Genomic DNA, 25,619 nt, shown 5'->3' with positions numbered 1-25,619 from the left:
AATGAATCCGCCAGCCTAGCACGACTGGCACAGCAGCGTCGCAAACAATACTCGACAAACGCGGGGCGCCAGGCCTGATAGTCGCTCAGGTTTACACCACAAGAGATTGCCAATACCGGTTCGGGTCAACCTCACATTTTTTCGCCATCCAGATTTCGGAGTCGCCTCATGAGCGAGGATCAGCGTCAGCAACGTCACAAGCGCGCCATGGAACGCCTCAAAAGCCATGTCGATGAGCGTGTAGCACGTGCCGAAGAGGAGCGCGGCCAGCTGCTGATCTTTACCGGTAACGGCAAGGGGAAAACCACTGCCGCCTGGGGTACAGTGACCCGAGCGCTGGGCTATGGCTACCGGGTCGGTGTAGTGCAGTTCATCAAGGGACAATGGGAGTGCGGCGAGCGCGAAAGACTGGCGGATGATCCCAATCTTGAAGTAGCGATCATGGCCACCGGGTTCACCTGGGAGACACAGAACCGGGAGAGCGATACCGCCGCCTGTGCCGAAGTATGGCAGGAGGCCTGTCGCATGCTGGCCAATCCCGATGTCTATCTGGTCGTACTTGATGAGATCACCTACATGCTCAAGTTTGGTTATCTTGCCATCGAGGAAGTCGAGCAGGCACTGAGCAACCGCCCGAGCGAACAAACGGTCATCATTACCGGGCGCAATGCACACCGCCAGCTTCTGGAAATGGCCGATACCATTACCGAAATGCAGGAGACCCGACACGCTTTCAACCAGGGGCTGAAGGCACGCCGCGGTATCGATTACTGAGCTCCGGGCATAACCGCTGAGACAACGCCTTTCCGGTCGGCCAGGCGGAGGGTGTGCGCTGACAGCGGGAGTATCGTATGCTGCGCCTGCTGCGCCGACGACCATTTGTGTCATGACTTACAAGGAGTGTGTATGCGCGTTCTGCCCCTCGCTTTGGTAGCCGCTCTGGGTCTCTCGACTGCCCCGCTGGCACTGGCAGCGCCTGACAAGGAACCTGACAGGGCTCATCTTGAAGTGCAGGCTCATGCCAGCGTGGATGTCACTCCCGATCGCGCGACCCTGACCGCCACGCTTTGGGAAAAGACGCCGCCCCGGACGGCCGATGACAACGAGCAGGGCGATGCCCTGCAGCAGGCACGTCAGCGTCTCGAACAGCGCACTTCACAACTGCTGAAATCACTCGATCAGACCGGGCTGAAGCGTGATCGACTTCAGGCAGGCAGCGTCTCGGTGCAGACCGAATGGCTCGGCAAGCGCAGCAGCAGTGGCGAAGATAATGACGAACGCCGCATGCGGCTATCGGTCGAACGCCCGATTACCATTGATGTGCAGGACCTCAGCCGCATTCCGGGGATAGTGGATGCCCTGTTTGCCGCTCACGTCGATCGTCTCGATGGGATTCGCTACGATGTCGCCGATCGCAACAGCGTCGAGGACCGCGCATTGCAACAGGCGCTCGAGCGCGCGCATGAAAAGGCGCAATTGATGGCCAAAACACTCGGTACGCACACCGGCCGGGTATTGAGCATTCAGGAAACCAATTCGCCGATGTTCAAGCCGATGATGGCGCGCGTCGCTGCCGAAAGCGACAGCAGCAATGCCAGTTACAATCCAGGCACCATCAGTGTGGACGCAGGCGTCATTGTTGACTGGGCACTGGCCAACAACCCTCGCTGATTCTTTGCTGCCCGGCGCCCACTATCGTCCTGCGGCGATATCGACCGGGCGGCTTCACTTACAGGATCGGCATGGCAAACGGCAATTACGACCCGTGCTACGCCGGTCAGACAGGATGATGGTAGATGCGTCAGTTTGCCGTGATCGGGCTGGGCTACCTTGGCAGCACGGTCGCTCTGGAACTTTACGAACGAGATCATGAAGTTCTGGGAGTCGACAGCGACGAAACCCGGGTCAACAGTTTTGCCGAACGTCTCACCCATGCCGTGATCGCCGATCCGGTCGATCGCACCGCACTCGAGGAGCTATCGCTGGAGAATTTCGATGCCGTGCTGATCGATCTCGATAGCCTCGAAGCCAGCATGATGTGCACACTCCATGTGCAGGAACTCAAGGCGCGTGAGATCTGGGTTCGAGCACTTTCCGATGAGCATTACAAGCTGCTTGACCGGCTCGGTGTCACCCATATCGTCCATCCCGAACACGATACCGGCATGCGGATTGCCCAGAGTCTGAATTACCGTTTCGTGATCGACTTCATTCATCTTGGCGACGAACACTATGTCATCGAGATGGCCGCGACCGAGTCGATGATCGAACATTACACCAATATCGCCAGTCTGACAGATCAGGAAGGGACTACCATCCTGGCCATCAGGCGGGATAACGAGACGATCACCCATCCTGAAGACAACACCGCTCTCAAAGAGGGTGACCACCTGATCATGCTGGGCAAGATCGAGTCACTGAGACGTCTGAGTGGCCAGGCCTGAGGCGACCGACTGCGATGAAGAACTATAGTCGGCTGCTCAACCCGACCCGACGCACCTCACGTGGCCTGATCATTCGCCTGCGGCCACCGGAAATCCTGCTGATCGGTTTCACCCTGCTGGCACTGTTGGGCATGCTGCTGCTCAAGCTGCCCGCCATGACCACGGCGCCGATCAGTTGGCTGGAAGCGTTGTTTACTGCAGCTTCTGCGATCACGGTCACTGGTCTGAGTGTCATCAGCGTGGCGCACGAGCTGAGCTTTTATGGTCAACTGGTCGTGATTGTGCTGATACAGATCGGCGGTCTGGGGTTCATGACCCTGGCAGCTCTGACGGTGTTGTTGCTGGGAAGGCGCATGCCCCTCAACCAGCAGAATCTGGTACGTGAGTCACTCAACCAGAGTTCACTGGGCCAGATCGGTCGACTGGTACGAATCATTGCCCTGTTTGCCATTATTGTCGAACTGATCGGTACCGCCCTGCTGGCCCTCGACTGGGTGCCCACCCTGGGCTGGCGACATGGCCTGTGGGCCAGCCTCTTTCTATCAATCTCGGCATTCAACAATGCCGGCTTTTCGATCTTCGATAACAGCCTGAGCGGTGATGTCGGCGATCCGCTGGTCAACCTGGTCATTACCGGTCAGTTCATCATCGGCGGGCTGGGATTTGCCGTTATCGGCGAACTGAGACAGCGTCACAAGCACCGCATGTCAGCGCAGACCCGACTGATTCTCAGCGCCACTCTTATTATCAACCTGGTCAGCATGCTGTTGCTGCTGTTACTGGAGTGGAACAATCCAGCTACTCTCGGCGGCCTGCCCCACTGGGACGATCGTTTATGGGCCGCCTGGTTTCAGGCGGTGACCCCCCGTACCGCCGGCTTTCATACCCTGGATACCGGGGCGCTGACCATGCCCAGCACTCTGCTCACAATGCTGTTGATGTTTATCGGTGGTGGTCCAAGTTCAACCGCCAGTGGTATCAAGATCACCACCTTTGTGGTGCTTCTGCTGACCGCTCGAGCCTTTCTGCAGGGACGTAACGAACCAGTAGCCTTCCAGCGCCGCATGAGCCCGGAGACCGTGACCAAGGCGGTCGCGGTCGCCATGGCCTCGATGCTGCTGATTTTTCTCGTTCTGTTTCTTCTTACCGTGACGCAACAGCATCTCGATTTCATGGACCTTGCCTTTGAAACAGTCTCTGCCTTCGGCACGGTCGGCCTGAGCCGAGGCATTACCGATCAGTTGACCCCGGACGGACAGCTGCTGCTGATCGTGACCATGCTGCTGGGACGAGTCGGGCCCCTTTCGCTGGGCTATCTGGTTGCCTCCCGAAGAGTCCCTGGTACGCGCTTTGCCACTGAACACGTTCAGATCGGCTAACCCCTCCGGATAGCTTTCTCCGATGTTGATGCCGCTACCCAGCCGCAGGGTTATGTTCTATGCTTATCTTTATCGATATTACTTATCCATATGGTATTTTTTAAAGATCGCTTATGCTGGATTACAAATTGCTTGAGGCTCTGGGCGCAGTAGTGGATCAGGCCGGATTCGAGCGCGGCGCCCAGGCACTGGGGCTCACCCAATCCGCTGTATCCCAGCGCATCAAACTGCTCGAATCCCGTCTCGGTCAGCCCGTACTGGTGCGTGCGCCACGCATCTCTCCTACCGAACTGGGTCGAAAATTGCTCAATCATGTTCAGCAGGTCAGATTGCTGGAACATGATCTGCTTGATCATGTGCCAGCGCTGGGCGAACGAGAACATCGGCTGCGTATTGCCCTCAATGCCGACAGCCTCGACACCTGGTGGTGCGAGGCCATTGCCAATTTCAATACCGGCCAGCCCCTGCTGTTCGATTTAGTGGTCGAGGACCAGGATACGGCGCTCGGTCGTATGCGTGATGGCGAGGTGGCTGCCTGTCTGTGTGCTACGCCCCGCTCGGTTCAGGGTGCTCGAGCCCGTCCTCTGGGGGGCATGCGCTATCTGCCGGTGGCCACGCCGGCATTCATCGAGCAACACTTTCCGGAGGGCCTGACCCCTCAGGCACTGACCGAAGCGCCAGGAGTCGTCTTCGGCACCGATGATCGACTACACCAGCGTTATATTGCTCATCACGGCATCGCTGCCCCTTTTCCGCATCATCTTTGCCCTTCATCGGAAGGCTTCTTTCGCATGATACGCGCCGGCCTCGGTTACGGATTGGTACCGGAGCTACAGTGTCGAGAGGCGCTGAATGGTGGTGAACTTTCACTGCTTGAGCACGATTCCAATATCGTTGTGCCGTTATACTGGCATTATTGGCGCCAGGGCGGGCAGATACTGGAAGCACTCAACGAGCATCTGACCCGGGTCGCTCGTCACTGGCTGACCGATCTCTCCGAATCGGAGCGTCACGAACCTGTGCCTCCGATCTGATGGATCAGAGTCAACGCGCCCTTTCGTCGACGATGCTTGCAGGAGACGGCTGATGACGATACTTCCTTGCCATCACGTCCTTCACTCAATCGGCTGGGCGAGCTGTATGATTGCCGGGATGCTGGCCATTTCCGGATGCGTAGGCACGGGCACTGCCGATGATGCTGCAATTCGCAAGCTCATGGCCTACGGGGAGGACCGCGCTAACGCTCTGGCTATTGCAACGGATCGGGCAGGCCAGCAATGCGTAAAATCCGGTCACCGGCTGCAGATCCTCTCAACCCGGGTTACGCCGCCAGACCCGCAGGCCGAGAAGGATTTGCATGCTCCCGAAACCCTGCCCCCGGCTCTGGGCGAGATAGCGGCCGGCAGTCAGGAGGGCGAGTTCTGGCGCGTCGAACTGGGGTATCGCTGCCAGTGAGAGCAGGGACTATTGCCGCAACCGATGAACACTTTCAATCTTGTCCTCCAATCCCTGCTCGCGATCCGTCCGGGTGCCGACACGCATTGAAGTCGTTACTCTTGGAGCACCCATTTCATGCACCCGTTCATGACAACGCCTGACCACCGCAAAAACAGCCTCCCACTCACCTTCAATATTGGTGCCATAAGCATGCATGTGGTGCGAAAGGCCCGCGCTTTCAATCTCCTCCTGGCAGGCCGCCACATAGCGTGAAACCGAGACGCCAACGCCCATCGGGACAACGCATAGATCGATCATTACCTGCATCTGAATTCCTCTCCTTCATGACCTCTCGCGCTTCGGTATGGCGCCCTGCCCCAGCCCTTGCGATCAGCCATATCGTTTTATTCAATGGGTTAAGACTCGCTTAATCACCATGTTGGGTTTACGATCAATAAAGCGCAGGGACATGCTGCCGCAGTATGCAGTTGACTATAATAGTCCAGAGGACACGCCGGACGGGTGTCGGTGCCTATCGACATTCAGGGACTTACACAGGGAGGCAGAATGACGAGTCCAACCGTCAACGAATCCACCACGCTACCAGATACCAGATCGCGACACGTCATCGAGCGTATGCTCGAAGGCACCGGCATCGTCCTCAATGGAAACAATCCATGGGACATCCGGGTGCGCAACCCACGCTTCTTTTCACGAGTTATCAGAAACGGGTCACTGGGACTGGGCGAATCCTACATGGAAGGCTGGTGGGATTGTGATCGCATTGACCAGATGATGACCCGGCTGCTTCAGGCCGGCCTCGGTGAGCAGGCCCATACCCCTGCCGAACGCGTGATGTACCATTTGCAGTCGACCTTTACCAACCTGCAAAGCAAAACCCGCGCCTACATGGTGGGTGAGCAGCATTACGATTTCGGTAATGACCTCTTCGAGCGCATGCTTGATGAGACCATGTGCTACTCCTGTGGGTATTGGAAGGAAGCCTCCAACCTGCATGAAGCACAGGTAGCCAAACTCGATCTGGCCGCACGCAAGCTCGACCTGAAACCCGGTATGAAGGTGCTGGATATCGGTTGCGGCTGGGGCAGTTTTGCTGAACATGCCGCCCGCCACTATGGCGTCGAAGTCACCGGAATCACTATCTCGAAGGAGCAGGCTGAACTGGCACGCGAGCGCTGCGAGGGGCTGCCCGTAGAAATCCTGCTGGAAGATTATCGTGATCTCACCGGACAGTTCGATCGTATCGTCTCGATCGGCATGTTCGAGCATGTTGGCCAGAAGAACTATCGAACCTATTTCGATACGGTAAAACGGCTACTGGCTCCCGAAGGGTTGTTCGTGCTGCATACCATTGGCTCCAACGATTCGAAAGTCAGCGCCGACCCCTGGATCAACAAGTACATCTTCCCCAATGGTGTTCTTCCCTCGGTCGCACAGATTATCGCTCCCACCGAAAACAGCCTGGTCATGGAGGATTGGCAGAACTTCGGAGCTGACTACGATCGTACCCTGATGGCCTGGCATGAAAACTTCGAGAAGGCGTGGCCGGAACTTTCGCAACACTACAGCGAAAACGTGCATCGCATGTTTCAGTATTATCTGGGCGCCTGTGCAGCAGCTTTCAGGGCACGCGATATCCAGCTATGGCAGGTGGTGTTCTCACACGGGAGACCCGGTCGCTACGATGCCCCACGCTGATCCTCTTGTGACTGTGGCATGTCATCAAGTGTAGCCATCACCTGATGCGCATGTTCCGCCAGACGGTTGAGCATATCCTCGAAAGATGCCCGTTCTTCTTCGCTCAGCGCAGCCAGCAGGCTGCGCTCGAGTTCCGTAGCGCGGGACCGCACGGTTTCGAGCATTTCTCTTCCGGCTTCGGTAAAAATCACCAGTCGCGCCCGTCGATCTTCACTGCAGCGCACTCGCTGCACCAACCCCTCCTGTTCCAGCAACTCCAGTGTTCTCATCAGTGAAGGCAGTTCGATCCCCAGCGCTCTGGCAAGCGTCGATTGCCGCGCCCCTTCGCCCAGCCGATCAAGATGAATCAGCACTGCCCAGCGGGACTGAGTCAGGCCCAGTGGCGCCATACTGGTATCAATGCAGCAACGCCAGCGTCGCTGGAGAAGCGACAGGCGCATACCCAGAGAGAGCTGCTCAAAGGGCTTTTCGGAGTGTGTGGTCATGACGGTATCCTACAAATCTCCACGAATAGCGGCAATCATGTCCTGCTGTTGGCATGCGGTGGAAGTGCTGCAGCGGCAGTGGCATCATGAGAATAATGAATACCGTGCCCGCCCCCGGCGGGAAAAGCGAGACACTTCCACGGTGCACAAGCGTCCGTTTACTGCTGATAGAGGTAGCCCCGATGTTCGAGCGAATCGAGCGTGTTCCAGGCGACGCCATTCTGGGACTGATCGAAGCCTTCAAACAGGACCCCAATCCAGAGAAGGTCGATCTGGGCGTTGGCGTTTATCGCGATGCGCATGGGAATACGCCGGTACTGGCTTCCGTCAAGAAGGCAGAAAAACGACTGCTCGATAACGAGCGAACCAAGAGCTATATCGGCTCGCATGGCGATCCCGAATACGGCCGCGCCATCCTGTCACTGGTGCTGGGAGCCCACTCCCCGGTGCTGGCAGCCGATCGAGCCAGTGCTACCCAGTCTCCGGGCGGCACCGGCGCGCTACGCCTGGCCGCCGACTTCATTCGCAGCCAACTCCCGGGCAAATCGGTCTGGCTGAGCGATCCGACCTGGCCCAACCATCTTGGCATCTTCGAAGCCGCCGGCATCAACATCGAACGCTACCCCTACGTCAGCGACGATAACCGGCTCGACTTCAAGGGGATGCGCGATTGTCTGGCCAGTATCCCTGAAGGAGACGTGGTAGTACTGCACGCCTGCTGCCATAATCCCTCCGGGTTCGATCTGAATGCCGAGCAGTGGCAGGAAGTACTGGAAATCGTAAAGCGCCGGAAGCTCCTGCCGCTGATCGATTTCGCCTATCAGGGCTTCGGTGACGGACTGGAAGACGATGCCTATGGTGCAAGACTACTGGCCGAGAATCTCGGCGAGGCCATCATCACCAGTTCCTGCTCGAAGAACTTCGGCCTCTATCGTGAGCGCACCGGCTGTCTGATCATGGTCGCTCAGGACAGCGAGCAGATGCAGAATGTCCGCTCCCAGATCGCCATCACCGCTCGGGAAAACTACTCCAATCCTCCTGCCCATGGTGCTGCCATAGTCAGCGAAATTCTCGGGGATGAGGCCTTGCGTGCCGAGTGGGAAGAAGAAGTCACCGGTATGCGTGATCGCATCAACAGCCTGCGCCACGATTTCGTTGAAGCACTAAGGCCGCATGGGTTGAGCGAGCGTTTTGCCTTTATCCGCGACCAGCGCGGCATGTTCTCCTATACCGGACTATCGCCGGAACAGGTCGACAGGCTGCGCGATGAATTTGCCATTTATATGGTGCGTTCAGGGCGAGCCAATGTCGCCGGTCTTGCTGCCGATAAGCTGGACTACGTGGCCCGCGCCATTGCAAGCGTTGTTGACTGAACCGCTTCGGCCGCCGGTAGCACGGCGGCCGAAATACTACTGCCGGGGCAATAAAAGTACAGATGGCGCTGGCTGTTACAGGGCAAAAACAAGCCTGCCCCCAGAGTGCAGGCACGGGCGCTTTAAAGGCCAACTCCGGGCTTTGTCCGAAAGGTCGGCGAGCGAACCGGCGAAAGAGCGGAACTTACAGAGTGTAAATGAACCCTCTGAGTCGTCTTTTAACGCCGGATGAGCGAACGCAGTACTTTTCAGGCATTGCCTAGTCATGGTGAAGGTCGAGTGCACTGGGCCCATACACCCGTCGATATTCGTCCTGATCAACATATCCATTGCTGTCCAGATCGACCTGGCGCCAGCTCTGGGGTAGCCCGGATGCATCGAATTCTTCCTGCGAGATCAACCCATTTCCATTGAGATCGACCTGACCAAAGGTTGCTCCGGGATCTCCGACACGCGCCCTTGCGGAGGGTGAACTGCCCGCACAGCCTTCAAGCACCAGCAGACCGAACAGCATAAGAAACACCGACATTACTTTCATGGCATGTACGCTCCGTAGGTACCGACTCTTTTCAGAATCGTTCCTTTCGGCGCATGTTGCCATGCCGGAACGTTGATAAAACTTATGACCTGCGGACTTTCGCACGCCGAGGGAAAAACACGGAATGAAAAGAGAGAAGACAGGTAAAGCTGTTCTTCAATCTCCTTGTGCCGGGTACCGCCAGCCAGGGTCAGAATGACCCCAGCCGACGAAACAGGATGGACTACAGGCGATCAAGTCCGGCAGCAAGATCATGCTGCAAATCCTGCTGATGCTCCAGCCCTACAGCGATGCGGATCAACCCCTCGCTGATACCGGCGGCGGTCTTCTGCTCATCGCTGAGCCGACCATGAGTAGTCGTCGCCGGGTGGGTAATGGTGGTTTTGGTATCTCCGAGATTGCCGGTAATCGACAACAGCTGGCAGGCATCGATCACTGACCAGGCAGCTTTGCGGCCACCAGCCACCTCGAAGCCCAGTACCGCCCCGAATCCCTGCTGCTGACGCTGAGCCAACGCATGCTGGGGATGACTCGGCAGCCCACTGTAATAGACTTGCGCCACCTTTGGATGCGCCTCGAGCCATTGCGCCAGTGCCAGCGCATTATCGCAGTGTGCCCGCATACGCAAACCGAGTGTTTCCAACCCCTTGGTGAAAATCCATGCATTGAAGGGGCTCATACAGGGACCACAGGTGCGCACTACACCATGAATCTCCTTGAGCAGCGCCTCAGGGCCGACGACCGCACCGCCAATGGCGCGTCCCTGACCATCAAGATACTTGGTGGCCGAATGGATCACCAGGTCAGCACCCAGCTCGAAAGGACGCTGCAACGCCGGCGTACAGAAACAGTTATCGATCGCCAGCCATGCATCGGCCTGATGAGCAATGTCTGCCAGCGCTGCGATATCCACCAGTTCGGAAAGCGGATTGGAAGGCGTTTCCGCAAACAGCAGTTTTGTACGCGGCGTAATGGCATTGCGCCAGGCTTCCAGATCGGAAAGCTCGACAAAGCGAGTAACGACACCAAACTTGCCGAAATACTTGTCAAACAGACTGACTGTCGAGCCAAACAGCGATCTTGAAGCAACAATTTCGTCGCCCGCTTCCAGAAGCCCGAGTACCAGCGACATGATGGCCGCCATGCCTGAGGCCGTGGCCACACAGCGTTCTCCACCTTCCATTGCCGCCAGACGTGCTTCGAAGGTTTGCACGGTGGGGTTGGTAAAGCGCGAATAGACATTGCCTGCCTCTTCACCGGTAAATTTCCGCGCGGCTTCAGCTGCGCTGGAATAAACGAAGCTTGAAGTGGGAAAAATCGGCTCGGAGTGTTCCTGCTCGGCAGTGCGCTGATGTCCGGCACGAATGGCCAGAGTGTCGGGATGCCAGCGTGGCTCATCGTCTTGCATGAACGGCCTCTTTCAATAGCAGAACCGGACCGGCGAGGCCGATCCGGCAGATATCATTCGATCTCTTCGGTATCGTTGTGCAGATCAACCAGCGCATGATCACTGGCTTCCTGCTGGCGAGCGGCGTCGTTGCGAGCCATTTCGAGTCGAGCCAGATACTCGGGATCGATATCCCCGGTCACATAGCGACCATCAAACACGGAGCAGTCGAATTCGGTCAGCTCCGGATTGATCTCGCTCACGGCGGCCTTGAGATCATCAAGATCCTGATAGATGAGCCGATCAGCCCCGATCAGATGGCCTACTTCTTCCTCGCTGCGGTCATGTGCAATCAGCTCCATGGCTACCGGCATATCGATACCGTAGACATTGGGATAGCGCACTGCCGGTGCCGCAGAGGCAAAGTAGACATTGCGCGCCCCGGCTTCACGCGCCATCTGGATAATTTCGTTGCAGGTCGTACCACGCACGATCGAATCATCAACCAGCAGCACGTTCTTGTCCTGAAACTCGATATCGATGGCGTTGAGCTTCTGGCGTACCGATTTCTTGCGCAGGGTCTGACCCGGCATGATGAAGGTTCGACCAATATAGCGATTCTTCATGAAGCCTTCACGGTAGGTCACCCCCAGATGCTGAGCCAGTTCCAGCGCTGCAGTACGGCTGGTATCGGGTATCGGGATGACTACATCGATATCGTGATCAACCCATTCGCGCTCGATCTTGGCCGCAAGCTTCTGCCCCATCCGCATTCGGGTCCAGTAAACGTTGGCACCATCGAGGATGGAGTCAGGGCGGGCCAGATAGACGTATTCGAAGATACAGGGCGTCAATCGGGTATTTTCAGCGCAGCGCTGGGTATGTACCTGACGCTGCAGATCGATGAAGATGGCCTCGCCCGGAGCCAGATCGCGAATCATCTCGAAACCGGCCACATCCAGTGCCACCGATTCGGAAGCAATCATGTACTCTGGTCCGTCCGGTGTTTCCCGCTTGCCAAACACGACTGGCCGAATCCCGTGAGGATCGCGAAAGGCGACTAGCCCCTGGCCATTGACGATAGCCACCGCAGCGTATCCACCCCGGCAACGACGATGCACGCGCCGAATGGCATCAAAGATATCCTCGGCGTCCAGCTGATGGCCCTGCTTGCCAAGCTCATGCGCGAACACATTAAGCAAAACTTCGGAATCCGAACTGGTATTGATATGACGCAGGTCGGTTTTGAACAGCTCCTGGACCAGCTGGTCTGAATTGGTCAGGTTACCGTTGTGAACCAGTGCCATGCCGTAGGGAGAATTGACATAAAAGGGCTGCGACTCGGCCTCACTGGACGAGCCAGCTGTCGGATAACGTACATGACCGATGCCGACATTACCCCTGAGCCGCTTCATGTGTCGGGTATGAAAAACATCGCGTACCAGCCCGTTGCTCTTGCGCAGCAGGAAGCGTCCCTCATCCCAGGTCATCATGCCGGCGGCATCCTGACCACGGTGCTGCATGACGGTCAGCGCATCATAGACCGCCTGATTCACCATTGTGTTGGCCATCAGGCCCACGATTCCGCACATTCGGTCTTCTCACCTCGCTAGTGCCGCGACACCGGGAGCAGGTATCGCGCAGGTCGTTTACTGCAGTCGTGTTCCCTGACTCTCGGCAGAAGGCGGCAATGCACGCTCCGGCATCGGCCGGGTTAACGGCGCCCCTCCCTGCTCCAGCAGATCGAGTGCGCGCTGACGATACCGATCTCCGGTATCGGGTGCAAAGCGTGCCAGTGCTGCATCGCGCAGATCCAGTACAACCGGCAAGAGCACGGACTGCTGCCAGGCAGCGGTCAATTGCACCGGCGAAAGCGCTGCCACAGCCATCAGCAGTATTACAATGGCGCCACCACGCAACAAACCGAACAATGCGCCCAACAGTCTATTGAAGGCGCCCATGCCGACCCATTCAATCAGGGCATGCAGCAGTCGAATGACGATGCCGGCCGTGACGACCACCACCAATACTACCAGCACGAAGCCGATCGCCAACCGAATATCACTATTGGTCACATAGTCACGCAGCAACTCTCCGGCGCGACCCGCGTAGCGAGTCGCTGCGATCAGTGCCGCGACCCATGCGGCCATACCCAGCGCCGCACGGATGAACCCCCGCATGACGCCGGACAGGGTAGACATCAAAAGGATCGCAGCAATAACGCCATCGACCCAGGTCCAGATCATTACTGTTCGTCTCTCCGCACGACCAGTCCCTTGATATTGGCACGCTGCTGCAGCTGGGTACGCGCCTGTTCTCCGGCCTCGGAGGAGTCATAGGGACCCACATAAACCGTTTGCAGATCCTTGCGCGATTTCTGGTAGGCATGAAACCCCAGATCCTTGAGTCTGGCGACCAGTCGGTCTGCATTGTCTGCCTTGCCAAAACTGCCTGCCTGTACAGCCCAGTCACCGCTGCCACTACTGCCTCGGTTGGCCGCATTCATGATGGGATCGTTATCCCTGGCATTCTGCTGCTGACCGGATGATGCCGATCGAGCGGCATCGGAAGCAGTATCAGTAGCCGACTCATTCCGATTCGACGAGCCTGTATCCGCAGTAGCCGGACGTGAGCTCGAGTCCGATTGTTTGCTCTCCCCACGATTGTCGGATGAGGCTGCAGGCCGATCGTTACGGGAAGAATCAGGTAATAGCTGCGATGTCTGGGAGGCCTGAGGATTGCCTGTGTTCTGCCCCTGACCCGACGACACTTCATCAGGCGACGGGCGCTCGATGGACTGGCCACGATCGGCAGTACTGTCTTCATCGATGGGTGACGTGGGTGGCGGCACATCCTCGCGCTGAACATCGATCGGCTGTTCAATGGTCATGGTTGGTGTCGGCCCCTGATCGCGTGGCTCGGGCTTGCCGAACAGCATCGGCAGTACGATCACGGCAATCGCGATGATGATGATGGCTCCGACAATACGTTCGCGCTTGCCATATTTCATGCAGGTTTCTCCCCGTCCTTGCCAATATCGGCCAGCGCTGCACCCACGGTCAGAAATGAACCACAGATCAACGCTTCATCAAATTCGTCTGCATGCTGTCGCAGCCATTGCAGTCCGTCTGCGGCAGCATCGAACCGTTTTCGAACCGGTACACCGATTGGCTCGATCCGCTCGGCCAACTGGTCAGCAGTCATGCCTCGCGGCCCCTCCAGGCTGATCAGCAACCACTCATCGATGACGGGCATCAAAGCCGCCACCACGCCTTCGATATCCTTGTCGGAGAGCATCCCCAGCAGCGCCACACGCCGCCCTCGCGGCCGAAGCGACAACCGCTTCTTCACATGAGTCGCGGCATGCGGATTATGGGCAACATCCAGACACCAGCATCCATGCCACTGCATGCGCCCGGGTAACCTGACACTGGTCAGCCCGGTACATACGGCATCCAATGAGAGTTCCACGCCGGCATCACATAACGCCTGCAGTGCGGTAGCGGCATTATCCAGCGGCAGACCGGGATCTGGCAGCTTCGCCAGTGGAGTGACATTGTCACTGCCCAGCCACTGCCATTCGCCGCTCGCCCCGGCTGCCTTATGGTCAAAGTCATGACCCAGTTGCCGACACTCGGCTACCGGCAATGCATTGGCATGCTCGATCACCGACGCCACCATGTCACGGCTGCCCAGCACTACCGGGCGACACGCACGCATGATCCCTGCCTTCTCACGACCGATCTGCGCCAGATCATCGCCCAGGAAAGCAGCATGGTCATGAGCAATGGTGGTAATCACTGCGACATCGGCATCGAGCACATTGACGGCATCAAGCCGCCCTCCCAGACCAACTTCCAGTATGGCCAGCTGCGGCCGGCGTTCAGCAATCAGCCAAAACGCCGCCAGCGTGGTCATTTCGAAATAGGTCAGTCGGATATTGCCGCGCTGCTGCTCAATGTGTTCCAGCGCCTCGACCCAGCTTGCATCTGCCAGTTCCTGACCCGACAGGGTCAGGCGTTCATTGAAGCGCTGCAGGTGGGGGGAGGTATAAGCTGCCGTGGTCATACCATGCGCCCGGGCCACGCTTTCGATCATGGCGACCGTGGAGCCCTTGCCATTGGTACCGGCAACAGTTATTACCCGATTGGCAATCGAGAAGCGATCAAGGCCCAATTGCCTGAATACAGCGCCCACCCGATCCAGCCCCAGTTCGATGCCAACCGGATGACGCCGTTCAAGCTCACTTAGCCACTGCGCCAGGGTTCGGTGGGTCATTCGCTCGTTTCTGCCTCACCGTTACCGAATGTCGAAGCGGTAACACCATCATCTTCGGCTTCATCGATCTCGGCCTCTGGCTGATGGGTCAGCTTGCGCATCAGGCTACCCAGCCGTTCACGCATTTCACGCCGATGAACGATCATATCCACCGTGCCGTGCTCAAGCAGGAATTCACTGCGCTGAAACCCTTCCGGCAGTTTTTCCCGAACTGTCTGCTCGATGACTCGAGGTCCGGCAAAACCAATCAGTGCATCAGGTTCGGCAACATTGAGATCACCCAGCATGGCCAGCGATGCCGAAACACCACCGAAGACCGGATCAGTCAGTACCGATACATAGGGCACGCCACTCTGACGCAGTCGCTCCAGGGCCGCCGAGGTTTTGGCCATTTGCATCAGCGAGAACAGGGCTTCCTGCATGCGAGCGCCACCACTGGCAGCGAAACAGACCAGCGGACGGCGCTGTTCACGCGCCATGGTAGCGGCACGGGCAAATTTTTCACCGACCACGCTGCCCATCGAGCCACCCATGAAGGAAAACTCGAAGGCAACGGCCACAACCGGTAGACCATTAACGGTGCCGCTCATGGCGATCAGGGCATCATTCTCTTCGGTGCTCTTCTGGGCACTGGCCAGACGATCCTTGTACTTCTTGGAATCGCGAAAGCGCAATCGATCGACCGGCTGAAGACTCGGTGCGATTTCCTCACGCCCCTCTTCATCAAGGAACCAGCCCAGGCGCTTGCGGGCCCCCAGGCGCAGGTGATGATCACACTTGGGACAAACGTTGTGATGGCGCTCCAGCTCGGGACGATAGAGTACTGCTTCACAACTCGGGCACTTGCGCCAGAGGCCATCGGGAATGCTGTTGCGACGATCGGTGCGCTGAGTGCGCCCCATCGAGGGAACAATCTTGTCGAGCCAACTCATGGCAAAGGTTTCCGGATTTGCGGGTAGAACAAATGCGTTGTCGTGACCGGAGTCACACGCTAACGGCGACGACCATCCCAGGATGGTCGTCGATGAAATCAGTGACGATCCATGGCCTCGCGCATACCGGCCAGGGTATTCGCCAGTTTGGTAGCGATCACCTCGGGTGTATCGGCATTATCAGCGATGAGCCGAACCAGTGCGCTGCCAACGATAACCCCATCAGCCACCCGGGCTACGGCCGCCGCCGACTGCGCATCGCGAATGCCAAAACCGACACACAATGGCAGATCGCTGAACTGGCGCAAGTGTTCAAGCTGACGGGATACCGCCTCGACATCGATCGTAGCGGAGCCGGTCACGCCCTTGAGCGATACATAATAAAGATAACCGGAGCCATGGCGTCCGATCACCGCTGCCCGCTCATCGGAAGTAGTCGGAGCGATCAGATAGACAGCGTGCAACTGATGTGCCCGGAGATACTCGCTCAGTTGATCGGCTTCTTCCGGTGGCATGTCGACGATCAGCACGCCATCCACCCCGGCTGCCTGACATTCGCGAGCGAAGGTCTCATAGCCCATTCGCTCGATGGGGTTGAGATACCCCATCAATACGATCGGTGTCCGCGCATCCTCGCGTCGGAATTCACGCACGATCTCGAACACATGGGTCAAGCGCGTCCCCTGCTTCAGGGCCCGCTCGCAAGCCTTCTGGATCACCGGCCCATCGGCCATGGGATCGGAAAAGGGCACGCCGATTTCCAGCAGGTCGGCGCCGGCATCCACCAGCGCATGCAGAAAGTCAGACGTATATTGAGGTGCCGGATCGCCGGCGGTGATATAAGGGATCAACGCCTTGCGGGACTCTTCGCGCAGGCGGGCGAAGCACTGGTCGATGCGGTTCATGCCGCGATCCTCAGAATTCGATACCATCAATTTTGGCCACTGTCAGAATATCCTTGTCGCCGCGCCCGGAGAGATTGACGACGATGTGCTGATCGGGACTCATTTCCCTTGCCAGCACTTTCGCGTGTGCCAACGCGTGCGCCGATTCCAAAGCCGGCATGATACCTTCGACGCGTGTCAGCTCGCGAAAGGCTTCCAGTACCTTGTCATCATTGGCCACGACATAGTTGACTCGGCCGGTATCCTTCCAGTGTGCATGCTCGGGACCAACGCCCGGATAGTCCAGTCCGGCCGAAATGGAGTGAGTATCGAGCACCTGGCCACCCTCGTCGGACATGATATAGGTGCGATTGCCATGCAGCACACCACGCGGCGCATTGGCGGTCAACGGCGCAGCATGACGGCCGCTTTCGATGCCCTCGCCGCCGGCTTCCACGCCATACATGGCGACGCCTTCATCCTCGATGAAGGGATAGAACAGACCAATGGCGTTCGATCCACCGCCGACACAGGCCACCAGCGCATCAGGCAAACGACCGATCTGCTCCAGCGATTGACGCCGGGCCTCGCGACCGATGATTGCAGTAAAGTCACGCACCATGGCCGGATAGGGGTGCGGCCCGGCGACTGTTCCAATGATGTAGAAGGTATCATCGACGTTGGTGACCCAGTCGCGTAGCGCTTCATTCATGGCGTCCTTGAGGGTACGCGAACCGGATTCGACAGCATGCACCTCGGCGCCAAGCAGACGCATGCGATAGACATTGAGCTTCTGCCGCTCAACATCCTCGGCCCCCATGTAAATTTCGCACTTCAACCCCAGCCGGGCACAGACCGTCGCCGTAGCCACCCCGTGCTGACCGGCGCCTGTCTCGGCAATCACCCGCGGCTTGCCGGACTTCTTCGCCAGCAGCGCCTGACCGATGGTGTTGTTGATCTTGTGAGCGCCGGTGTGATTGAGATCCTCGCGCTTGAGCCAGATCTGCGCCCCGCCCAGCTCGTTCGACCAGCGCGAAGCATGATAGAGCGGCGAAGGTCGGCCGACGTAGTGAGTCAGATCGTCATCGAAGGCAGCCTGAAATTCGGCATCATCCTTCAAACCTGCGTAGATACGCTCAAGCTCCTCAAGCGCAAAGCTGAGGGTCTCCGACACGAACCGGCCCCCGTGAACGCCATAGCGCCCCCGAGTATCAGGCAGCTGGGTTAGATCACTGTATCGGCTCACCGGTGACACCTCTGTTTGATACGTTCCGAATGAAGGCCTGCAACCGGACAGGGTCCTTGATACCGCGTTCAAGCTCTACACCCCCCGAAACATCCACGCCCCAGGGGTGAACGGCTGTAATGGCAGCCGCAATATTGTCCGGGGTCAGACCACCGGCGAGAATAACAGGTTTTGCAAGCGTTCGCGGAATCCGTGACCAGTCGAAGGTCTCTCCGGTACCACCGGGAATGCCGGGTCGGAAGGCATCCAGCAATAACCCCTGAGCAGCGCTATAGCGCTGCTCGATGGCAGCAAGATCAACATCGTCGCGCATGCGCACAGCCTTGATCCAGGCCTTGCCGTAACCTTCGCACGCCTCGGGCGGCTCATCGCCGTGAAACTGCAACAGATCCAGCCAGGGGGCACAGCGGGCGATCAGTTCAGCGTCCTGATCAACAAACAATCCGACCCGGGTCACGAAAGGTGGAACGCGGGCAGAGAGGGTGACAAGACGCTCCACATCGATCGCCCGGGCGCTGTTTGGCCACATTACAAAGCCAATGGCATCGGCCCCTTCGTTGACCGCTGCGTCGAGATCCTCCTCGCGCGTAATGCCACAGATCTTGACTCGCACTCGACTCATCCGGACTCCCGTCATGGCTGGTGCGTGCTAATCGATATTCAGTGTTTCGGCTGACTCGGGCGGTGGCGTACTGCGCCGATGTCGAGCATCCGCCGGCAGCGGCCGATCGCCGGTCCATTCACCGGTATGATACAACAGCATCGGTCCCAGTGGCTCCTCGGGCAAGACGTAATCGGGATAGCGCACGTCCACGAAATGAAGGCCATGAGGCGGTGCCGTTGGCGACGATCGTGTCCGGTCCCCCTGTTCCAGTACCTGCTGTGACCAGGTCACCGGCTGACGCCCATCACCGATATTCAACAGCACACCGACAATGTTGCGCACCATATGCAGTAGAAAGGCATTGGCCTGAATATCGACCACGACCATCGGGCCCCAGCGCTTCACCTCCACAAAATGGACATAGCGCCAAGGCGTGCTCGATTGACAACCCGCGGCACGATAGCCGGAAAAATCATGCTCGCCGACCAGCACCTGAGCGGCCTGGTGCATCGCCGCCACATCGAGCGGCCAGCGGTGCCAATAGACCTGAGCGCTTTCCAGCGCGGGCGGTATGGCCTGGTTGGCGATCAGATAACGATAGCGTCTTGCCCGGGCGGAAAAGCGAGCATGAAAATCATCCGGCATTCGTCGCGCCCAATGCACACTGATATCACCAGGCAGATTGGCATTGGTCCCCATGACCCAGGCTTTTTCGCTCCGGGCAACAGGTGCCTCGAAGTGCACGATCTGACGAGTGGCATGAACACCGCTATCGGTACGACCGCTGCAAAGCACGCGCACCGGCTGAGCAGCCACTCGCGACAGCGCCTGCTCCAGTCGTCCCTGGACCGAGGGACCGTGGCTCAGTCGCTGCCAACCGAAATAGTCACCGCCATGGTATTCCACGCCCAGGGCAATGCGCCCATCGGCGGTAGAGGTCTCATCAAGGGTATGAAAAAGGGTCATGAACTCTCGTGTAGATCGAAACGAGCCATCAGCGTGCGCGTCGCCACTCTGATGTCATCCGGCCCCTCGGCCAGCAAACGCTCAAGCATCGGTTTCGCGGTGTCATGGTTGCCGGACTCAAGCAGAAGATGAGCCCGTATCAGCCTACCATTGCTGTCAGCCTGAATATCAGGTGTCTCATTATCCTGTTCATGGGCCTCGAACGCTACCTCTTCAAGTGCCCAGTCAGCAGGAAAGGCCATGGTTTCCTGTCCCTCTGAATCCTGTGCATCACACGACGTATTGAGCGCATCGGAATCGTGCAATGATGCAAGCGTGGGCTGCACTGTTCCAGTCTCTTCGTTTTCGGGCGCGATGGAAAAGTCAGTCAGCGAAGAAGCAGAAGCGAAAGAAATCGACGTCTCCAGAGGCGTTGATCGATGGCCATGAGAAGAAGGATCTTCCATAAGCGGCAGCGTGTCACAAGGGTCTTCCATCGTCTTTAAACCAGCGTGTTCAGCTCGGGCTCCCGCGGTTCGTGTCATGCGGGGTTGTGTCGACGGTTGGTCACCTTTTTTTACCTGCGTATCCAGTAAACGGGTGACTCGTCTGACCACTGCAGGATCGGGATGATCATCAAAATAACGCGCCTGTTCACTCAGTAGCGCATATTCTTCGAGTGTTGCGAGGACCTCCATCAACTGCAATCGAGTGTCGAGATGGTGTGGATAGCGAGTCAGTGACGCTTCGAGCATCTCGCGTGCCTGCTGCGGGCGACCATGTTCGGCAAATACCCGGGCATCCTCGAGCACGCGGTCATCGCCGGGCGCCGCCCTCTTCTCGTAACCCGGGTGAGTCTCATGGTTTTCCGGATGGTGTTCGCCAACCGGAAGCTGCTCCTTCTCATCTTCATACCGTGTAGCGGCGCCTTCATTCTGCATGGAAAAGGTGGCAGGCGCTTTGTCCGCAGTCGATTCATTCGTGGTCATCATGACAGATTGCTCTTCGAAAGCAGTGTCATGCCCATCGAGAGAGGCGTCTTCCCGGGGCCATAACGAGCGCGCACGCCAGCGGCGACCGAGTATCAGAACAGCCAGTATCACGAGGCCACCTGCAGGTATCAGCCAGATCAACCAATCTCTTTCATCGATTGATTGCGGGGTCTCCGGCGCAGGCGTCACCGATTCGGCATCGTCTTTTACATGCTGCTCCGGCCCTGAAGAGACACTCAATGCGTTCAATCGCTCGGCCAATTGTTGCTGCCGGCTTTGTAGCGTTTCAAATGCCGAATGCCACGCGGGTGTTGCAGAACCGGTCGCTGAATCAGGCTGCGCCAACTGCTGTTCAAGCGATGTAATACGATCCGACAGGCGTGCAACACGTTGTGTGAGTGCCTCGATTTGATGCGCTGTTACCGTGATTTCACTACCGGAACTGACAGGCGGCCGATCGATGACAGGTGCCGTGTCGGCATTATTCGCTGCTGTCTCCTGTTGGATAGCGGGCTTATGTACACTCGGCGTCTTGTTCCCGGAAAGCTTCGCCGTGGGCAGCCACTCAGCCCGTTGACCTGACCGGTTACTGCCAGGCGCTTCAGGGGTAATGTTACCCGGCGGGGCAGGCAACAATGTCACCACCGGCGTCAGCTCTCCCCCCGGCCAGGCAATATCAAGTACCAGCGCCAGCCAGGCCTCGCTCAATGCTCGGCGGCCTTCCAGCGACACATAAAGATTGCCCGGTGATCCCTCGACCGCCAGCTGCAGGGTATCGGTGGCAGCACTACGCACAAACCCGGCCCGCTCGAAGGCGCCTTCACTGGCCAGCGAAACCTGAATGGCATGGGCATCCAGCTTATCGGTATCCAGCAGTGGCACACGTGCCTGAAGAGGCTCCCCAAGGTGGGAATGCAAGACCGGAGTACCAACCCCCAACGCCTGGGCATCGGCAGCGGCCGTACCGGCCAGGAGTGTCAGCACGGCCGCCAGAGTACGCGGATGACGCATATCGATCGGATCCTCGCCGGGCCGATCGGGGACCGGCCATCATCAAAGAGTCAGAATCCCCATCGAGTTGCAGACTCGGGTCACAAGGCAGCCATGGATGAACAGCGTCAGGCACCTGCAAGCGATGGGTTTCTCCACATCATCCATCGGCACCTCGTCTTTCAACTTGAATTACAACAGTTGTCGATGCCTTCCGCTCAAGGCACTGCCGTTTTCAATACGTCACGTCACAGGCTGCAGAATGGCGTATAACCGGCCTGGCGCTCACAAAAAAGGCGCCTCGCTGAGGCGCCTGTCATACTGTATTCGACAGAAAGGATCAGTGTCTTTCAATCAATAGCGCAAGCATACGCTTGAGTGGCTCGGCCGCACCCCACAACAGCTGATCACCGACCGAGAATGCCGACAGATACTCATTACCCATCGCCATCTTGCGCAGGCGCCCCACTGGCACATCAAGCGTACCGGTCACGGCGGCCGGTGTCAGACGCTCCAGAGTAGCGGCCTTGTCATTGGCGACCACGCTGACCCACTCGTTATGCCGGGCAATGCGATCCTCGATCTCATCCATCGGGACATCACGCTTGAGCTTGATGGTGAATGCCTGAGCGTGAGAGCGCATCGAACCGACACGCACGCAGATACCGTCGACCGGCACCGTATTCGGCGCCAGGCCGAGTATCTTGTTGCTCTCGGCGCCACCCTTCCACTCTTCCTTGCTCTGACCGTTATCCAGCTTCTTGTCAATCCACGGCAGCAGACTGCCGCCAAGAGGCGCACCGAACTGCTCGATCGGGAAATTCGGATCACGCATGGCATCGATGACCTTGCGATCGATGTCCAGAATCGCTGAGGCGGGATCATCCAGTTCGGCGCGTGCCGCGTTCCCGATGGCACTCATCTGCGAAAGCAACTCACGCATGTTCTGCGCGCCAGCCCCGGAAGCGGCCTGATAGGTCATGGAGGTCATCCACTCGACCAGATCGGCCTCGAACAGCCCACCCAGGCCCATCAGCATCAGACTGACCGTACAGTTGCCCCCGGCGAAGGTACGCGTACCGGCATCGAGCTGACGATCAATCAGCGCCCGGTTGACGGGATCAAGCACAATGGTGCTGTCATCGGCCATGCGCAGGCTGCTGGCCGCATCAATCCAGTATCCCTGCCAGCCGGCCTCACGCAGCGGTGTGTAGACCTCGCTGGTGTAGTCACCGCCCTGACAGGTCACGATGACATCGAGCTTTTTCAGCTCGTCGAGATCGAAGGCATTTTTCAGTGCTGGTGCTTCAACGCCAACCTCGGGTGCCGGCTGACCGACCTGAGAGGTCGTGAAGAAGACCGGTTCGATCTTCCCGAACAGATGATCGTCCTGCATGCGTTGCATCAGCACGGAACCGACCATGCCGCGCCAGCCGACAAATCCGGTTCTCAACATGTCACATCCCCTGAAGTCGATAAAGTTTATTCATTCGGCGCGCTGCTCGGCGAGGGTGCGCTCCAGTCGCGGATGCAATCGCGCCATTTCAATACTGTCCAGATAACGACCATGACCGAAGGCCAGACCACGAGAAAGCCCTTCCCGCACAAAACCGTGACGCTCATAGAGTGCAATGGCACGCTGATTATGACTATAGACGCCCAGACTCAGGCGAGTCACGTTGAGCCAGTTGTCTGCCAGATCAATGGCCGAGCGCAGCAGGGCACTGCCAATGCCACGGCCGGCGTAGTTCGGATGCACACCTATTCCCAGCGTGCGTACATGAGCCACTCTGGGCGAATCCGCAACCTGATGAACGCCGATCAGCCCCAGCACGTCCCCGGTTTGCCCGGGCGCACAGGCTGCCAGAAAGCAGTCTCCTCGCTGATCGGCCCTGGCCAGGCGCTGTTGCCAGCGTGACAGCGATGTATAGGGCAACTGCAGTGTGCAGGCATGGACCTCGGGGTGGCTGACAATCTGCCATACCGCTTCGGCGTCCTCGGCATCGGCACGGCGAATGGTCCATTCAGTATCAGGCTGGGGCATGTTCGACTCCGGCTCATCAGCAAGCATCCATCGCGGAACAACATGCGGGATGCCCTGCACGACCCACCCCGCACGCCAGATTTACGTGTCCACGAATTTTCGAGTCTACCGACTACGCTGGAAGGCTGCCACGACAGCCTCACCCATGGCCTCGGTCGATACCTGTTCAGTGCCGGGATAGGCGATATCCGCGGTACGCAGATTGCGGTCCAGCACCTCGCCTACCGCGCGCTCGATGCGATCGGCATGGGCCGGGGCGTTCAATGAATAGCGCAACATCATCGCTATCGAAAGAATGGTGGCCAGCGGATTGGCCAGCCCCTGCCCGGCAATATCCGGCGCACTGCCATGACAGGGCTCATACATGCCCTGCCCCGATTCGTTTAGCGAGGCCGACGGCAGCATGCCGATCGAACCGGTCAGCATCGCGGCAGCATCGGAAAGAATGTCGCCGAACATGTTGCCGGTGACGATCACATCGAACTGCTTCGGCGCGCGCACCAGCTGCATGGCGGCGTTATCGACATACATGTGCGAGAGTTCAACATCAGGATACTCTGGCGCCAGCTCATTCATGATGTCGCGCCAGAGCATGGTAACTTCCAGCACATTGGCCTTGTCGACGCTGCACAATCGCTTTTTGCGCTTCTGCGCCATTTCGAAGGCGACCCGGCCGATACGGCGAATCTCGTGCTCATCGTAGACATAAGTGTTATAGCCGTAGCGGGTACCATCTTCATGGGTATCACGACCGCGCGGCTGACCGAAGTAAATGCCACCAGTCAGCTCACGCACAATCATGATATCCAGCCCCGAGACCACATCGGGCTTGAGGCTGGAAGCCTCTACCAGCTGCGGATAAAGCAGTGCCGGGCGCAGATTGCCAAACAGACCCAGCTCCTTGCGCAGGGCCAGCAACCCTTTCTCGGGTCGCTTGCTGATATCCTCCATGGCATCCCATTTGGGACCGCCCACAGCACCCAGCAGAATGGCATCAGCCGCTTTCGCCTTCTCCAGCGTCTCGGGTGCCAGCGGCACACCCGATTCATCGATCGCAGCCCCGCCAACCGGCGCCTCATCAAGTGCGATGTCCAGCCCTTCATCACGACAGGCTTCGAGCACCCGGCGTGCTTCACGGGTAATTTCAGGTCCAATGCCGTCACCCGGCAGTATCAGAATCTTGCGGCTCATGGCGTTGCCCTGTGTGGATGCCGTCATGAAAACGCTCGCCGATGTGCCCCGGCGAGCGCTGGATTTCAAACCGGCCAATCAGGCCTGATTGGCTGCTGCGTCGCGGAACAGCCATGGATTGGCCGCTCGATGACGCGCCTCGAACCGGCGGATCGCTTCGCTATTCTCATCAAGCGTGATGCCGATATCGTCCAGCCCGTTCTCCAGACAGTACTTGCGAAACGGATCGACTTCGAAGTCAATGCTCTCGCCTGCAGGACGATGAATCTGCTGAGCGGTCAGATCGATATCGAGCTGATAGCCGGGTGTCGCCTCGACTTCCTGAAACAGCTGATCGACGGTCGCTTCGTCCAGCGTGATCAGCAGCAACCCATTCTTGAAAGCGTTGTTGAAGAAGATATCGGCAAAGCTGGGAGCAATGACGGCCCGGAAACCGAAATCGGTCAGCGCCCATGGGGCATGCTCGCGCGAGCTACCGCAGCCAAAATTGCGACGCGCCAACAGAATGCTGGCATTTTCATAGCGCGGCTGGTTGAGCACGAAGTCTGGATTGAGTGGTCGCTTCGAATTGTCCCGCCCCGGATAGCCCTCATCCTGATAGCGCAACTCATCGAAGAGATTGGGGCCGAACCCGGTACGCTTGATCGACTTGAGAAACTGCTTGGGAATGATCAGATCGGTATCGACGTTGGCCCGATCGAGCGGCGCTGCCACACCCTGATGCCGAATGAATCGCTGCATGTTGCTCTCC

At 58.2% G+C, this 25,619-nt stretch carries 26 protein-coding genes; 8 read left to right on the top strand and 18 right to left on the bottom strand.

The window, feature by feature from the left end:
- Positions 1–168: 168 nt before the first annotated feature.
- The 6 genes from cobO (at position 169) to FY550_RS06550 (ending at position 5,278) form a co-directional block, all read left to right on the top strand.
- Positions 169–774, top strand: coding sequence for a cob(I)yrinic acid a,c-diamide adenosyltransferase (gene cobO, locus FY550_RS06575; protein WP_070976936.1), 606 nt, complete (start codon positions 169–171; stop codon positions 772–774).
- Between the two features lie 132 nt (positions 775–906).
- Positions 907–1,671: an SIMPL domain-containing protein gene (locus FY550_RS06570; RefSeq protein ID WP_070976932.1), complete on the top strand. Its 765-nt coding sequence runs from the start codon at positions 907–909 to the stop codon at positions 1,669–1,671.
- 125 nt (positions 1,672–1,796) lie between these two features.
- Positions 1,797–2,444, top strand: coding sequence for a potassium channel family protein (locus tag FY550_RS06565; RefSeq protein WP_070976928.1), 648 nt, complete (start codon positions 1,797–1,799; stop codon positions 2,442–2,444).
- A gap of 14 nt (positions 2,445–2,458) precedes the next feature.
- A complete protein-coding gene (locus FY550_RS06560) occupies positions 2,459–3,823 on the top strand; it encodes a TrkH family potassium uptake protein (protein WP_070976924.1) in 1,365 nt (454 codons plus the stop codon).
- Positions 3,824–3,936: 113 nt separating this feature from the next.
- Positions 3,937–4,857: a LysR family transcriptional regulator ArgP gene (locus FY550_RS06555; protein ID WP_070976922.1), complete on the top strand. Its 921-nt coding sequence runs from the start codon at positions 3,937–3,939 to the stop codon at positions 4,855–4,857.
- A 52-nt stretch (positions 4,858–4,909) separates the two neighbouring features.
- The gene (locus FY550_RS06550; protein WP_070976921.1) at positions 4,910–5,278 is read left to right on the top strand and encodes a hypothetical protein; all 369 of its coding nucleotides are present in this window, start codon (positions 4,910–4,912) and stop codon (positions 5,276–5,278) included.
- A 9-nt stretch (positions 5,279–5,287) separates the two neighbouring features.
- Here FY550_RS06550 and FY550_RS06545 read toward each other — a convergent pair whose 3' ends face one another.
- Entirely contained in the window at positions 5,288–5,587 is a 300-nt protein-coding gene (locus tag FY550_RS06545; RefSeq protein ID WP_070976920.1) for an MTH1187 family thiamine-binding protein, read from the bottom strand.
- A gap of 240 nt (positions 5,588–5,827) precedes the next feature.
- Here FY550_RS06545 and cfa point away from each other — a divergent pair, with 240 nt between their 5' ends.
- Positions 5,828–6,979: a cyclopropane fatty acyl phospholipid synthase gene (cfa, locus tag FY550_RS06540; RefSeq protein WP_070976919.1), complete on the top strand. Its 1,152-nt coding sequence runs from the start codon at positions 5,828–5,830 to the stop codon at positions 6,977–6,979.
- Here cfa and FY550_RS06535 read toward each other — a convergent pair.
- Entirely contained in the window at positions 6,961–7,464 is a 504-nt protein-coding gene (locus FY550_RS06535) for a MarR family winged helix-turn-helix transcriptional regulator (protein ID WP_149054433.1), read from the bottom strand. The two genes, cfa and FY550_RS06535, sit on opposite strands and share 19 nt — an antisense overlap.
- Before the next feature lie 182 nt (positions 7,465–7,646).
- Here FY550_RS06535 and FY550_RS06530 point away from each other — a divergent pair, with 182 nt between their 5' ends.
- Entirely contained in the window at positions 7,647–8,837 is a 1,191-nt protein-coding gene (locus FY550_RS06530) for an amino acid aminotransferase (protein ID WP_070976916.1), read from the top strand.
- Between the two features lie 259 nt (positions 8,838–9,096).
- Here the strand turns inward: FY550_RS06530 and FY550_RS06525 are convergent, their stop codons facing one another.
- From FY550_RS06525 to leuD, 16 genes are all read right to left on the bottom strand, one after another.
- Positions 9,097–9,375 (bottom strand): EF-hand domain-containing protein, encoded by a 279-nt coding sequence (locus FY550_RS06525; RefSeq protein ID WP_168169278.1) that lies wholly within the window; start codon positions 9,373–9,375, stop codon positions 9,097–9,099.
- 223 nt (positions 9,376–9,598) lie between these two features.
- Positions 9,599–10,783 carry an O-succinylhomoserine sulfhydrylase gene (locus tag FY550_RS06520; RefSeq protein ID WP_070976913.1) on the bottom strand — a complete coding sequence of 395 codons (1,185 nt, stop codon included), beginning with the start codon at positions 10,781–10,783 and terminating at the stop codon, positions 9,599–9,601.
- A 53-nt stretch (positions 10,784–10,836) separates the two neighbouring features.
- Positions 10,837–12,354 (bottom strand): amidophosphoribosyltransferase, encoded by a 1,518-nt coding sequence (gene purF, locus FY550_RS06515; protein WP_149054432.1) that lies wholly within the window; start codon positions 12,352–12,354, stop codon positions 10,837–10,839.
- Between the two features lie 57 nt (positions 12,355–12,411).
- Complete coding sequence (locus FY550_RS06510) at positions 12,412–13,008, bottom strand: CvpA family protein (protein ID WP_149054431.1); 597 nt, start codon at positions 13,006–13,008, stop codon at positions 12,412–12,414.
- A complete protein-coding gene (locus FY550_RS06505) occupies positions 13,008–13,772 on the bottom strand; it encodes an SPOR domain-containing protein (protein ID WP_149054430.1) in 765 nt (254 codons plus the stop codon). Before FY550_RS06505 ends, FY550_RS06510 begins: the two co-directional genes overlap by 1 nt.
- Entirely contained in the window at positions 13,769–15,040 is a 1,272-nt protein-coding gene (folC, locus tag FY550_RS06500) for a bifunctional tetrahydrofolate synthase/dihydrofolate synthase (RefSeq protein WP_070976904.1), read from the bottom strand. The genes FY550_RS06505 and folC overlap by 4 nt, the downstream gene beginning before the upstream one ends.
- Positions 15,037–15,972 carry an acetyl-CoA carboxylase, carboxyltransferase subunit beta gene (gene accD, locus FY550_RS06495; protein ID WP_070976900.1) on the bottom strand — a complete coding sequence of 312 codons (936 nt, stop codon included), beginning with the start codon at positions 15,970–15,972 and terminating at the stop codon, positions 15,037–15,039. Before accD ends, folC begins: the two co-directional genes overlap by 4 nt.
- Positions 15,973–16,070: 98 nt before the next feature.
- Positions 16,071–16,877 carry a tryptophan synthase subunit alpha gene (gene trpA / locus FY550_RS06490; protein ID WP_070976895.1) on the bottom strand — a complete coding sequence of 269 codons (807 nt, stop codon included), beginning with the start codon at positions 16,875–16,877 and terminating at the stop codon, positions 16,071–16,073.
- 10 nt (positions 16,878–16,887) lie between these two features.
- Complete coding sequence (gene trpB / locus FY550_RS06485; protein ID WP_084387957.1) at positions 16,888–18,102, bottom strand: tryptophan synthase subunit beta; 1,215 nt, start codon at positions 18,100–18,102, stop codon at positions 16,888–16,890.
- On the bottom strand, positions 18,086–18,724 hold the full coding sequence (locus FY550_RS06480) for a phosphoribosylanthranilate isomerase (RefSeq protein WP_233350288.1): 639 nt from the start codon (positions 18,722–18,724) through the stop codon (positions 18,086–18,088). The genes trpB and FY550_RS06480 overlap by 17 nt, the downstream gene beginning before the upstream one ends.
- Positions 18,725–18,751: 27 nt before the next feature.
- Positions 18,752–19,672 carry a tRNA pseudouridine(38-40) synthase TruA gene (gene truA / locus FY550_RS06475; protein ID WP_084387956.1) on the bottom strand — a complete coding sequence of 307 codons (921 nt, stop codon included), beginning with the start codon at positions 19,670–19,672 and terminating at the stop codon, positions 18,752–18,754.
- Positions 19,669–21,654 (bottom strand): type IV pilus assembly protein FimV, encoded by a 1,986-nt coding sequence (locus FY550_RS06470; RefSeq protein WP_070976884.1) that lies wholly within the window; start codon positions 21,652–21,654, stop codon positions 19,669–19,671. Before FY550_RS06470 ends, truA begins: the two co-directional genes overlap by 4 nt.
- Before the next feature lie 319 nt (positions 21,655–21,973).
- Complete coding sequence (gene asd, locus FY550_RS06465) at positions 21,974–23,089, bottom strand: aspartate-semialdehyde dehydrogenase (RefSeq protein WP_070976880.1); 1,116 nt, start codon at positions 23,087–23,089, stop codon at positions 21,974–21,976.
- A gap of 30 nt (positions 23,090–23,119) precedes the next feature.
- Positions 23,120–23,677 (bottom strand): GNAT family N-acetyltransferase, encoded by a 558-nt coding sequence (locus FY550_RS06460; RefSeq protein ID WP_070976876.1) that lies wholly within the window; start codon positions 23,675–23,677, stop codon positions 23,120–23,122.
- A 105-nt stretch (positions 23,678–23,782) separates the two neighbouring features.
- The gene (gene leuB / locus FY550_RS06455) at positions 23,783–24,868 is read right to left on the bottom strand and encodes a 3-isopropylmalate dehydrogenase (protein ID WP_070976874.1); all 1,086 of its coding nucleotides are present in this window, start codon (positions 24,866–24,868) and stop codon (positions 23,783–23,785) included.
- Positions 24,869–24,946: 78 nt separating this feature from the next.
- On the bottom strand, positions 24,947–25,609 hold the full coding sequence (gene leuD, locus FY550_RS06450; RefSeq protein WP_070976871.1) for a 3-isopropylmalate dehydratase small subunit: 663 nt from the start codon (positions 25,607–25,609) through the stop codon (positions 24,947–24,949).
- Positions 25,610–25,619: the final 10 nt, after the last annotated feature.

Source organism: Kushneria phosphatilytica (assembly GCF_008247605.1).
GTDB classification, from domain to species: Bacteria; Pseudomonadota; Gammaproteobacteria; order Pseudomonadales; family Halomonadaceae; genus Kushneria; species Kushneria phosphatilytica.
This window is presented reverse-complemented; position numbering and strand designations above follow the sequence as displayed.